Annotated in this window: 15 protein-coding genes; 8 read left to right on the top strand and 7 right to left on the bottom strand. The window is 68.3% G+C overall.

What is annotated here, in order from left to right; genetic code table 11:
• Position 1: 1 nt before the first annotated feature.
• From B5V46_RS12270 to B5V46_RS12260, 3 genes are read left to right on the top strand one after another with little or no spacing between them, the layout of a single operon-like run.
• The gene (locus tag B5V46_RS12270) at positions 2-814 is read left to right on the top strand and encodes a TatD family hydrolase (RefSeq protein ID WP_080616868.1); all 813 of its coding nucleotides are present in this window, start codon (positions 2-4) and stop codon (positions 812-814) included.
• Entirely contained in the window at positions 811-1,611 is an 801-nt protein-coding gene (locus tag B5V46_RS12265; protein ID WP_080616867.1) for an MBL fold metallo-hydrolase, read from the top strand. The genes B5V46_RS12270 and B5V46_RS12265 overlap by 4 nt, the downstream gene beginning before the upstream one ends.
• The gene (locus B5V46_RS12260) at positions 1,611-2,540 is read left to right on the top strand and encodes an AEC family transporter (RefSeq protein WP_080616866.1); all 930 of its coding nucleotides are present in this window, start codon (positions 1,611-1,613) and stop codon (positions 2,538-2,540) included. Before B5V46_RS12265 ends, B5V46_RS12260 begins: the two co-directional genes overlap by 1 nt.
• Before the next feature lie 40 nt (positions 2,541-2,580).
• On the opposite strand, the gene B5V46_RS12255 is transcribed toward B5V46_RS12260, so the two are convergent.
• From B5V46_RS12255 to B5V46_RS12245, 3 genes are all read right to left on the bottom strand, one after another.
• Positions 2,581-3,603: an ankyrin repeat domain-containing protein gene (locus tag B5V46_RS12255; RefSeq protein ID WP_080616865.1), complete on the bottom strand. Its 1,023-nt coding sequence runs from the start codon at positions 3,601-3,603 to the stop codon at positions 2,581-2,583.
• Positions 3,604-3,759: 156 nt separating this feature from the next.
• Positions 3,760-4,656 (bottom strand): RNA polymerase sigma factor RpoH, encoded by an 897-nt coding sequence (rpoH, locus tag B5V46_RS12250; RefSeq protein ID WP_080616864.1) that lies wholly within the window; start codon positions 4,654-4,656, stop codon positions 3,760-3,762.
• A gap of 168 nt (positions 4,657-4,824) precedes the next feature.
• Positions 4,825-5,865, bottom strand: coding sequence for an RluA family pseudouridine synthase (locus tag B5V46_RS12245; RefSeq protein WP_080616863.1), 1,041 nt, complete (start codon positions 5,863-5,865; stop codon positions 4,825-4,827).
• On the opposite strand from B5V46_RS12245, the gene B5V46_RS12240 reads away from it, so the two are divergent.
• Positions 5,864-6,169, top strand: a complete 306-nt coding sequence (locus B5V46_RS12240) for a DUF6476 family protein (protein ID WP_080616862.1) — start codon at positions 5,864-5,866, stop codon at positions 6,167-6,169. The genes B5V46_RS12245 and B5V46_RS12240 overlap by 2 nt on opposite strands.
• Positions 6,170-6,194: 25 nt before the next feature.
• Here B5V46_RS12240 and B5V46_RS12235 read toward each other — a convergent pair whose 3' ends face one another.
• Positions 6,195-6,584 carry a DUF2147 domain-containing protein gene (locus B5V46_RS12235; protein ID WP_080616861.1) on the bottom strand — a complete coding sequence of 130 codons (390 nt, stop codon included), beginning with the start codon at positions 6,582-6,584 and terminating at the stop codon, positions 6,195-6,197.
• 152 nt (positions 6,585-6,736) lie between these two features.
• Between B5V46_RS12235 and hisA the strand changes: the two genes are divergently transcribed.
• From hisA to B5V46_RS12215, 4 genes are all read left to right on the top strand, one after another.
• Positions 6,737-7,456 (top strand): 1-(5-phosphoribosyl)-5-[(5-phosphoribosylamino)methylideneamino]imidazole-4-carboxamide isomerase, encoded by a 720-nt coding sequence (gene hisA, locus B5V46_RS12230; RefSeq protein WP_080616860.1) that lies wholly within the window; start codon positions 6,737-6,739, stop codon positions 7,454-7,456.
• Between the two features lie 177 nt (positions 7,457-7,633).
• Positions 7,634-8,395, top strand: a complete 762-nt coding sequence (gene hisF / locus B5V46_RS12225) for an imidazole glycerol phosphate synthase subunit HisF (protein ID WP_080616859.1) — start codon at positions 7,634-7,636, stop codon at positions 8,393-8,395.
• Positions 8,392-8,715: a phosphoribosyl-ATP diphosphatase gene (locus B5V46_RS12220; RefSeq protein WP_080616858.1), complete on the top strand. Its 324-nt coding sequence runs from the start codon at positions 8,392-8,394 to the stop codon at positions 8,713-8,715. Before hisF ends, B5V46_RS12220 begins: the two co-directional genes overlap by 4 nt.
• A 73-nt stretch (positions 8,716-8,788) precedes the next feature.
• On the top strand, positions 8,789-9,013 hold the full coding sequence (locus B5V46_RS12215) for a hypothetical protein (protein WP_080616857.1): 225 nt from the start codon (positions 8,789-8,791) through the stop codon (positions 9,011-9,013).
• A 38-nt stretch (positions 9,014-9,051) separates the two neighbouring features.
• Here the strand turns inward: B5V46_RS12215 and B5V46_RS12210 are convergent, their stop codons facing one another.
• The 3 genes from B5V46_RS12210 to B5V46_RS12200 form a co-directional block, all read right to left on the bottom strand.
• Positions 9,052-9,318 (bottom strand): zinc ribbon domain-containing protein, encoded by a 267-nt coding sequence (locus B5V46_RS12210; RefSeq protein WP_231119108.1) that lies wholly within the window; start codon positions 9,316-9,318, stop codon positions 9,052-9,054.
• Between the two features lie 88 nt (positions 9,319-9,406).
• Positions 9,407-9,889, bottom strand: a complete 483-nt coding sequence (gene ybaK, locus B5V46_RS12205) for a Cys-tRNA(Pro) deacylase (protein ID WP_080616856.1) — start codon at positions 9,887-9,889, stop codon at positions 9,407-9,409.
• Positions 9,886-11,262: an aminotransferase gene (locus B5V46_RS12200; RefSeq protein WP_080616855.1), complete on the bottom strand. Its 1,377-nt coding sequence runs from the start codon at positions 11,260-11,262 to the stop codon at positions 9,886-9,888. Before B5V46_RS12200 ends, ybaK begins: the two co-directional genes overlap by 4 nt.
• Between the last annotated feature and the right edge of the window lie 158 nt (positions 11,263-11,420).

Here is an 11,420-nt window from a genome sequence, read left to right as displayed (position 1 = left end):
GATGAGCGACACCGAGACCCCCCAGATTACCGACAGCCACTGTCACCTCGACTTCCCCGACTTCGCGAATGAACTGGACCAGGTGGTGGCCCGGGCCGAGGCCGCTGGCGTCACCCGCATGGTGACGATCTGCACCCGCCTGCGGCAGGAGCCGCAGGTGCGCGAGATCGCCGAGCGCTATGCGCCCGTCTTCTACGCCGCCGGCACCCATCCGATGAGCGCGGCCGAAGAGCCGATGGCCACGCTCGACGAGCTGCTGGCGCTGACGACGCATCCGAAATTCGTGGGCATCGGCGAGACCGGGCTCGACTATCACTACAGCGCCGACTCGGCCGAGGTGCAGAAGCAGAGCCTGCGTATCCATATCGCCGCCGCGCGCGACAGCGGGCTGCCCCTGATCATCCATTCCCGCGCAGCCGATGACGACATGGCGGAGATTCTGGCCGGGGAATATCGCAACGGCGCCTATGGCTGCGTGATGCATTGTTTCAGCTCGTCGCCCGAACTGGCCCGTGCCGCGCTCGATCTCGGATTCTACCTATCGATGTCGGGTATCGCCACCTTCCCGAAATCGAAGGAGATCCGCGAGATCTTTGCCGCAGCCCCCCTCGAGCGGATCCTGGTCGAGACCGACGCTCCCTATCTGGCGCCGCCGCCCCATCGGGGCAAGCGCAACGAGCCCGCCTTCGCCGCCCATACCGCGCGGGTCGGGGCCGAGGTCTTCGGTCTCGAGCCTGCCGAATTCGCGGCCCGGACCCAGGAGAATTTCGACCGGCTCTTCGCGAAGGCCGCCGGCTGGCGGGCCGCGGCGTGAGCGCCGAGCTGCGCTTCACCATCCTTGGCTGCGGCTCGTCGGGCGGTGTGCCGCGGCTGGGCGGGCATTGGGGCGCCTGCGACCCCGACAATCCTAAGAACCGCCGCCAGCGCTGCTCGATGCTGGTCGAGCGCGAGACCGCGGCGGGCGTGACCCGGGTGCTGATCGACACCTCGCCCGATCTGCGCGCGCAGCTGCTGCAGGCGCGCGTGGGAGAGATCGACGCGGTGGTCTATACCCATGCCCATGCCGATCATGTCCATGGCATCGACGATCTGCGCCAGATTGTCTTCAACATGCGCCGGCGGCTGCCGGTCTGGGCCGACGGGCCGACCCAGGAGGCGCTGATCTCGCGCTTTGGCTATGCCTTCATTCAGCCCGAGGGCTCGCCCTATCCGCCGATCCTCGATCTGCACCCGATCGACGGGCCGGTGACCGTGATGGGGGCAGGGGGGGCGCTCACGCTGATGCCGTTCCGCGCCCGTCACGGTGCCATCGACGCGCTGGGCTTCCGGATCGGGGGGCTGGCCTATCTGCCCGACGTGGCCGAGCTTTACGAGGAAAGCTGGCCGCTGCTCGAGGGGCTCGAAATCCTGGTGCTGGATGCGCTGCGCTATGCGCCCCATCCGACCCATCTGAACCTCGAGGCCGCGCTTGGCTATATCGAGCGCGCCGCGCCGCGCCGCGCGGTGCTGACCAACATGCATATCGATCTCGACTATGACCGGCTCGAGGCAGAGACCCCCGACAGCGTGACCCCGGCCTATGACGGCATGGTTCTGCGCCTGGCCGATTGATGGAAGCGCTGATCGAGGTCATCCTTCCGGTCTTCCTAGTGCTCGGTTTCGGCTATGTCGCTGTCTGGCGCGGGCTGTTTTCCGATTCCGGCGTCGACGGACTGATGAAGTTCACCCAGCATTTCGCCATTCCCTGCCTGTTGTTCCGCGCGGTCTCGACGCTGGATCTGGGGCAGAATTTCGACTGGCGGTTGCTTCTGAGTTTTTATACCGGGGCGCTGTCGGGCTTTGCCGCGGGGCTTCTGGGCGCGCGGTTCATGTTCCGGCGGACCTGGGAGGACAGCGTCGCGATCGGCTTCATCGGGCTGTTCTCGAATTCGGTCCTGCTGGGCATCCCGATCACCGAGCGCGCCTTCGGTGCCGAGGCTCTGACCCCCAACTATGCCATCATCGCGGTGCATTCGCCGATCTGCTACGGTGTCGGGCTGACCGCGATGGAGATCGTGCGCAATCGCGGCGCGGGGCTGGTGCGGACCTCGGGCGCGATCTTTCGGGCGATGTTCCGCAACGCGCTGGTGATCGGCATCGCGCTGGGGCTGGCGGTCAACCTGGGCGGCATCCCGGTGCCGCTGGTGGTTCAGAATGCGGTCGATCTGATGGTGAAGGCGGCGCTGCCCGCCGCGCTGTTCGGGCTGGGCGGGGTGCTGGCGCGCTACCGCCCCGAGGGCGATCTGCGCACGGTTCTGTTCGCCTGCGCCGTGTCTCTGGTGCTGCATCCGGCGGTGGTCTGGGGCATGGGCACGATGCTGGGCCTGTCCACCGGACAGTTCCGCTCGGCGGTGCTGACGGCGGCGATGGCGCCGGGGGTCAATGCCTATATCTTTGCCAACATGTATGGCGCGGCGCGGCGGGTCGCGGCCTCGGCGGTGCTGTTCGCGACGCTGGGCTCGATCCTGACGGTCTGGGTCTGGCTGGCCCTGATGCCCTGAGCGGACGGGCGCGCGCCCGGAACGCTGCTGCGGCCCGCGGTCACGACGGGTGCGGCCAGGCCCGGATGGTGCGTATCGCGCGCTCGACTTCGCCCCGGTAAAGGCCGCCCGGCCCGCCGCAGGCGAGGGGCTGACCGAGCCGGCCTTCGAGATAGGGCAGGACACCCTCGCCCCGGGCATCGAGCGCATGGGGCCGGGCGCCGTACCGGAGCAGGCAGTCGACCATGGCATGATCGGCCGCCGCGATCTGCAACGGCAGACGGCCGGGCGTGAACCAGGGTTCGGAGCGGTCGTCGAAGGGGCGGTCGGGATCGGCCCCGAGCGCCAGCAATGCCTCCAGCACCGGCGGCGTGCCTTCCAGCACGGCGCGATGCAGCGGGGTCCAGCGATAGGCCTCGGTCTCGGCCTCGAGCGCGGCCCCGGCCTCGACCAGCAGCCGGGCGAGCCTGGCCGTGATCTCGGGCGGTTCCCAGGGGCGGGGATAGATGCCAAGCGCATGGAGCGGGGCATGGCCGCCCGCAGCGCCCTCATTCGGGTCGGCTCCGGCGGCGATCAGCTGCCGCAGGACCGCGGGCGAGCGGCGCTCGACCGACAGCGCCCGGCCAAGCGCGGTCTCGCCGCGACTGCCGTAGCGGGCATTGGGATCGGCATCGCGCAAGGCCGCGCCGAGCCCTGGGAGATCGCCGGTGGCGATGGCGTCGAACAGCGCCCGGGCGGGGCCGGGCAGGAGTTCATGCCGTGCCTCGGGGGCGCGCAGCGCGGCCAGCAGGACCGCGTTCTGACGCCGCAGCGCCGCCGAGAGGGTCTGCAGGCGCCCGCTGTCGCCGCAGCGTTCGGCTGCCGCATGGGCGTCCCGGAGCCGGGCATTCAGATCCCGGAAGGCCGGAGTTGCAGTGAGCCGGCATCTTTCCGCGGCAATCTCGCGAAGGAGCCCGGGCCGCAGTCGGTCCTCGGCCACGGCCCTGTTCCGCAAGGCGTCGGAAATCGCCTCGAAGCTGTCGATATCCGCCTTCGTTGCCGCCTCGGCGAGCCTGTCGAGGGAAGGTCGAGTGCCCGAAACCATTTCCACACACCGGATACAAAGGGGCACTCAGCCCGACCGCGCCCGCGATGATCGTGGAATGGGGCGCTTCCCTGAACGGACAACACGAGGTCCGGGCGTTTCCTGCCCGCTCATGTCGGGCCATGTCAGCCCAGGTCAGACCGTGTCACACCCGTGTCACACTTGGGCAAGCAGACCTTTCTGGCTGGCGAGATCCTTCATCCGCTTCTGCAGCTTCTCGAAGGCGCGAACCTCGATCTGCCGGATCCGCTCGCGGCTGACATTGTAGACTGCGGACAGATCTTCCAGCGTCACCGGCTGTTCCTTCAGCCGGCGCTGCATCAGGATGTCCTTCTCGCGGTCGTTCAGCACATCCATCGCCTCGGTCAGAAGCGCACGGCGGCTGTCAAGCTCGTCCTTCTCGGCATAGGCATCGGCCTGGTTGGCATCCTCGTCCTCGAGCCAGTCCTGCCATTCGGTCGTGGTGTCGCCATCGCTGCCGACCATCGCATTCAGCGAGGCGTCGCCCCCCGAAAGGCGCCGGTTCATGGAGATGACCTCGTCCTCGGTGACGTTCAGGTCATGGGCGATGCGCTGCACGTTCTCGGGCCTCAGGTCGCCGTCTTCCAGCGCGCCGATCCGGGCCTTGGCCTTGCGGAGGTTGAAGAACAGCTTCTTCTGGGCCGAGGTGGTGCCAAGCTTCACAAGGCTCCAGGACCGCAGGATGTATTCCTGGATCGCGGCGCGGATCCACCACATCGCATAGGTCGCGAGCCGGAAGCCCTTTTCCGGATCGAACCGCTTGACCGCCTGCATCAGCCCGACATTGGCCTCCGAGATCACCTCGGCCTGGGGCAGGCCGTAGCCGCGATAGCCCATCGCGATCTTGGCCGCGAGCCGCAGATGCGAGGTCACCAGCCGGTGCGCGGCCTCGGTGTCGTGATGGTCGACCCAGCTCTTGGCCAGCATGTATTCTTCTTCCGGCTCCAGCAGGGGGAATTTGCGGATCTCCTGCAGGTACCGGTTCAGCCCCTGTTCCGGGGACGGGGCGGGAAGGTTGGCATAGTTGCTCATTCTGGTCCCTGTTGCTCCTGCATCTTTCCTAGGCAGGTAATGATCGAACCCACCGGTTCAACTCCCGCCTCTCTGCATAATGACACGGACAATGTGCGGAATTCCGTCGAAAAAGGGTCAATGCTACATCCGCTCACGCATCTGTGCAGAAAACGGATCGTCGCCGTCTCAACGTTCGAGGCTCCGGACCAGTTCCTGCATGTCGGCGGGCAGCGGGGCGGCAAAGCGCAGGGTCTCGCCGGTCTCGGGATGCACGAAGCCCAGCGTCGCGGCATGGAGCGCCTGCCGCGGGAAAGCGGCGGCAGCGGCCGCCGCCTCGCGTCCCAGGGCCTTTTCCGAAAGCCGCCGCCGCCCGCCATAGACCGGATCGCCGATCAGCCCGTGCCCGGCATGGGCCATATGGACCCGGATCTGGTGGGTGCGTCCGGTTTCCAGCCAGCAGGAGACCAGCGCCGCCGCCGGGGGCGTGCCGAAGGGGCTGATCACCCGGACCCGGGTCACCGCATGACGCCCGCCCGCGGCCAGCACCGCCTGGCGCTGCCGGTCGGTGCGGTGGCGCCCGATCCGGGTGGCGATCCGCAGCACCCCGCCGGGCTCGAAGCTGGTCCCGGCGATGCCCCTCAGGCGCGGGTCCGAGGCGTCGGGCAGGCCATGGACGAGGGCGCTGTATTGCCGCTCGACGGTATGGGCCGCGAATTGCGCGGCGAGGGCGGCATGGGCCTTGTCGGTCTTGGCCGCGACCAGAAGGCCGCTGGTCTCCTTGTCGATCCGGTGCACGATGCCCGGCCGCCGCTCGCCGCCGATGCCCGCGAGGCTTGCGCCGCAATGGGCCAGCAGCGCGTTGACCAGCGTGCCCGAGGGGCTGCCCGGCGCCGGATGGACCACAAGCCCCGCAGGCTTGTCGATCACGATCAGCGCGTCGTCCTCGTAGACCACGCTCAGCGGGATGTCCTCGGCAAGGGTCTCGGTCTCGACGGGCTCGGCCAGCTCGATCTCGAGCTGCTCGCCCTCGGCCACCTTCGCCCGGGCATCGGTCAGCGCCATGCCGTTTCGCCGGACCGCGCCCGCGGCGATCAGCTTGGCCAGGCGCGAGCGGGTCAGCCCGGCCTGCTCTGGCACATCGCGGGCAAGCGCCTTATCAAGGCGGCCGGGCGGGGCCGGGCCGATGATGACGGCGAGGCGACGAGGCGAGGAGAGCGGCGTGGACATGGATGACAAACCCGAACCGGAGGCGCTGCCCCCCGATCTCAAATTGCTGCGGATGCTCGTCACCCTGTTGATGGTGACGATGATTGGCGGCTTTCTAGTGATCGTCGCGCTCTTTGTCATCCGGATGCCGGGGCAGGAGGAGACATTGCCGCTGCCTTCGGCGCTGACGCTGCCCGAGGGGGCCGAGGCCGAGGCGGTGACGCGCGGTCGCGACTGGGTGGCGATCGTCACTCGCGATGACCGCATCCTGATCTACGATGCCACGAGCGGTGCGCTGCGCCAGACCGTCGAGATCCGTCGCTGAGCCGGTCCGGGCGCGGCGGCAGTGGCTATTTCACCCGCTTCCAGCGTCCGCCATCGCGGCAGATGCCGATGACGCAGCCCGAGACCGAAAGGACATCGCCCTCGAGCGCCATCTTGCCATTGTAGGTCTTGTCGCGGTCGGGGGCCCAGACCTTGCCCTTGCCGTAGCGCCCCCCGCCCTGGGGTTTCATGTCCCAGAGGATCTGCCGCCCGATCTTGCCGCTTTCGACCTGGCGGCCCTCGCGGTCATAGGCGCGGACCAGCGTGCCGCAAATGGCGTCTCCGCAGGGGGCGATCCGGATATGGCCGAAATGGCCGCTATCGTCGAGCGGCGTCTGCCAGACCCCTTCGACCGGGTCGGCAAGGGCGGCGGTGGCGGCCAGTGTCAGGGCCGCGAGCGGAATTGCGATACGCATCGTGCTCCTCCCAAAGCATATGAGGGGAATCTGGCAGGTCGGCAGCGATCCGGCAAGGGGCATGGCCTGCGCGTCCCGCGTCGCGTCCCGTTGCAATCTGCGGGCGTTCCTGCCACAGAGCCTTGGCTCTGAACCGGAAAAGGACGCTGCCGATGATCCTCTATCCCGCCATCGATCTGAAGGACGGTCGCTGTGTGCGGCTGCTCAGGGGCGACATGGACAAGGCCACGGTATTCGGCGAGGATCCGGCCGCGCAGGCGCTGGCCTTCCAGAAGGCGGGCTGCGACTGGCTGCATCTGGTCGATCTGAACGGCGCCTTCGCTGGCGCGCCCGTCAATGCCGATGCCGTCGAGGCGATCCTTGCCGCGGTCGAGGTTCCGGCCCAGCTCGGCGGCGGTATCCGCGACATGGCGACGATCGAGATGTGGCTGGGCAAGGGGCTTGCCCGGGTGATCCTCGGGACGGTGGCAGTCGAGAACCCGGACCTGGTGCGCGAGGCCGCGCGGGCGTTTCCGGGCCGGATCGCGGTCGGCATCGACGCCCGCAAGGGCCGGGTCGCGACCAAGGGCTGGGCCGAGGAAACCGACGTGATGGCGACGGATCTGGCGAAATCCTTCGAGGATGCCGGGGTCTCGGCCATCATCTATACCGATATAGACCGCGACGGCGCCATGGCGGGCCCGAACCTGGCCGCGACCGAGGCGCTGGCGCGCGCGGTCTCGATCCCGGTGATCGCCTCGGGCGGCGTCTCGTCACTGGCCGATCTCAGGGCGCTTCAGGCGACGGGGGTCATCTCGGGGGCGATCTCGGGACGCGCGCTTTACGACGGCGCCATCGACCTTGCCGAAGCGCTGGCCGCGCTGAAGGGCTGAGGCAAGGGGGGCGCTGCCCCCCGTCCTTCGGACTCCCCCCCCCGGGGTATTTCGGCCAGGAAGAAGACGGCGCTGTTTCTTCTTGGCGAAAATACCCCCGGGGTGCGGGGCAGAGCCCCGCCGGGGACGCTTTCCACCGGAGCGGCGGCAGGGTATGAGGGCGCGAAAGGAGCCGCCATGCTGAAGATCCGTATCATCCCCTGTCTCGACGTGGCCGAGGGGCGCGTGGTCAAGGGGGTCAATTTCGTCAATCTCGTCGATGCGGGCGATCCCGTCGAGGCCGCCAAGGCCTATGACGCGGCCGGGGCGGACGAGTTGTGCTTTCTCGACATTCACGCGACTCATGAAAATCGCGGCACCATGTTCGACGTGGTGCGCCGGACGGCCGAGCAGTGCTTCATGCCTCTGACCGTGGGCGGCGGGGTGCGGACGGCCCAGGATGTGCGCGCACTGTTGCTGGCGGGCGCCGACAAGGTCAGCTTCAACTCGGCGGCGGTCGCCAACCCCGATGTGGTGCATGAGGCGGCCGACCAGTTCGGCAGCCAGTGCATCGTGGTCGCCATCGACGCCAAGACCGTGGGCCCCGGCAAGTGGGAGATCTTTACCCATGGCGGGCGTAAGTCCACCGGCATCGACGCGGTCGATTTCGCAAGGACGGTGGTCGCCAAGGGCGCGGGCGAGATCCTTCTGACCAGCATGGACCGGGACGGCACGCGCGCCGGCTTCAATCTGCCGCTGACCCGCGCGATTTCCGATGCGGTCGATGTGCCGGTGATCGCCTCGGGCGGGGTCGGCACGCTCGATCACCTGGTCGAGGGCGTCACCGAAGGCGGGGCCAGTGCGGTTCTGGCCGCCTCGATCTTCCATTTCGGCGAATTCACCATCGGCGAGGCCAAGGCCCATATGGCCGCCGCCGGCATCCCCGTGAGGCTGACATGAGCGCATCCGATCTCGAGGCGCTGGCGCGTCTTGCCGCCACTGTCGAGGCGCGCAAGGGCGCCGATCCGGATACCTCCTGGACCGCGAAGCTGTTCTCGAAAGGCCCCGAGAAATGTGCCGAGAAATTCGGCGAGGAGGCGGTCGAGGCGATCATCGAGGCGGTCAAAGGCGACCGTGTCCGGCTGACCGCCGAGGCGGCCGATGTGGTCTATCACCTGCTGGTGATGCTCGCTGCCCGCGATGTGAGCCTGGCCGATGTCGCGGCCGAGCTTGCCCGGCGCGAGGGGGTCAGCGGGATCGCCGAGAAGGCGGCACGCTGAGGGGGCGCGAAGGGCTGGCCGCGACCGCACGCCGCTCTTGTCTGTGGCAGCCGACGGTGCCACTTTCCGGCGCATGGACAAGGACAGCAAACAGCCTTCGACAGGGCGGATCGCCTGGGGCGTGGGCATCGCGGTGACGCTGGTCACCCTTCTCATGACCGACTGGGGCTATCTGACCGCAGGGCCGGTCCATACCGTGACCTCGATCGCGGCGGCGGTCTTCTTCGGGTTTCTGGCCGCGCAGACCGCGATCTTCGCGGTCGAGTTCCGCGAGAAGCGGCGGCGCCAGAAGGACTGAGCCAAGCAGCCTGAGGACGGGACCGGGCTGCGCGGGGCTCAGACCCCGCTCTTCTTCCGCTCGGCCTTCGAATAATTGCTGAAATGTCCTTCCTTCCGGGCGAGGCTTCGCGCGCCTTTGAGAAGTTTCGCGCTGCCGCCCGGGGTCGCCACGCGCGACAGCAGGCGCCTGAGATCGGGACTGCCGCAATCGGGGCAGGCCGGGGCGCTGTCGTCGCTGAGGCTGCGCAGAAGCTCGAACTCGGCCTCGCAGGCGGTGCAGCTGTAATTGTAGATCGGCATCGTCAGGTCCTTTTGCGCGGGCATCGGGTCCATCTTGGCGGCTTCGCGGCCCGGGGCAATCCGTCCCGATGCCGCGCGCCCCGCCTCCCCGGATCTTCCCTCGGCCCCGTTTTCAACCCTGCGCGGCGCAGAGATCGGAGGCCTGCGCCTCGGCGGCCGCCAGCGCGTCGGCAGGGGGCAGCGCCACCATCAGCCCGCGGCGGCCGCCATTCAGCACGATCTCGGGCACGTTCAGCGCGCTGACCTCGAAGGCCACCGGCGCGCGGCGTTTCTGGCCGAAGGGGCTGATGCCGCCGGTATGAAAGCCGGTCAGGCGTTCGGCCTTGTCGGGTGGCATCATCTGCGCCGATTTGGCGCCGAAGGCCGCCGCCACCTTCTTCATCGACAGCGTGCGGTCCGAAGGGATCACCGCACAGGCGGGCTTGCCGTCGATCTCGACCATCAGGGTCTTGAGCACCCGGCCGGGATCGGTTCCGATGGCTTCGGCCGCGTGCAGCCCGATCCGGTCCTGACCGGCGACATAGTCGTATTCGAGCGTGCGAAAGCCGACGCCCGCGCGTTTCAGCGCCTGGGTCGCGGGGGTGGCGGTGCTCACGCTTGCGCCCCGATACCGGCAAAGACCTCGCCCAGCGCGGCCTCCAGCTTCGTGAACATCTCGTCCATCTGGCCCTCGGTCAGGATGAAGGGCGGGCACAGCACGATGGACTGGCCCAGCGGCCGGCAGATCAGCCCATGATCGGTGCAGGTATTGGCGATCCGCTCGCTGACCGAAAGGGTCGAGGGGAAGGGCGTCCGGGTCGGCTTGTCGGCGACGGCTTCGAGCGCGCCCATCAGGCCCTTGCCGCGGAACTCGCCGATATTGGGGTTCTCGGCCAGGCGTTTCATGCCGTCTTCGAACAGCGGCGTCAGGCGGCGGACATTCTCCAGCAGGCCCTCGTTCAGGATCACGTCGATGGCCTTCAGCGCGATGGCGCAGCCGACCGGATGGCCCGAGGCGGTGAAGCCATGGGGGAATTCCTCGACGGCCTCGGATGCCCTGTGCAGCCGGTCGGCCAGATCGGGGCCGAGGATCACCGCGCCCATCGGGAAATAGCCCGCCGTCAGCGCCTTCGACGAGATGATGGCATCGGGGACGAAGTCGTAGGTCTCGCAGCCCCAGACATGGCCGGTGCGCCCGAAGCCGCAGATCACCTCGTCCGAGATAAGCGGGATGCCGTGTTTCTTCAGGATCGGCTGGATCGCCTGGAAATAGCCCGCGGAGGGCGGGATCACGCCGCCCGCACCCATGACCGGTTCGGCGAAGAACCCTGCGATGGTCTCGGCGCCCTCGCGCGCGATGACCTCTTCCAGCTCGGTCGCCATGCGGGCGGTGAACTGGGCCTCGGTCTCGCCGGGCTGGCCCTCGCGCCAGTAATGCGGGCAGGTCAGGTGGATGAAATCGGGCAGCGGCAAGCCGAAGAGCTCGTTATAGGGCTTGCCGGTCATCGAGGCCGAGACCGCTGTGACCCCGTGATAGGCGTTCTTGCGGGTCAGGATCTTGCGGCGCCGGGGCTGGTCCTCGGCCCGGGCGAGGAACCACAGCATCTTGACCAGCGTGTCATTCGCCTCGGAGCCCGAATTGGTGTAGAAGACCCGGCCGCGATCATAGGGCGAGACCTCGATCAGCTTCTCGCTCAGCATCACGGTCTGGTCCGACATCCGTCCGAAAAAGGCGTGATAGCCCGGGAAGCGGTCATATTGCGCCTTGGCGGCCTCGGCGAGCCCGGGATGATCGAAGCCCGCGACCATGTTCCAGAGCCCGGAATTGCCATCCAGATAGCGGCGGCCATGGGTGTCGATGACATAGGGCCCTTCGCCATGGGTGATGACCACCGTGCCGCGTGCCTTGATCGAGGGCAGGTCGGTGAAGCCGTAGAAGCTGGACGATTCGGCGCGGGATTCCCAGCTGGCAGGGGCGGTATCGGGCATGTCGGGCTCCTTCGGAGATATGGCCGGGGCAGGCTAGCGCCGCCCTGAGGCGGGTGCAATCGGGCAGGTGGCACAGGTCCCGGGCACGGACCCCGGGGGCAGGCACTGGGCATGCGCACCGGGCGCAGGACCCGGCCGGGGGCCGCCGGGAACCTGGC

The sequence above is a fragment of the Rhodovulum sp. MB263 genome (assembly GCF_002073975.1).
Taxonomy (GTDB): domain Bacteria; phylum Pseudomonadota; class Alphaproteobacteria; order Rhodobacterales; family Rhodobacteraceae; genus Rhodovulum.
Note: the sequence above shows the minus strand (reverse complement) of the source record. Positions and strands in the feature narration are given on the sequence as shown.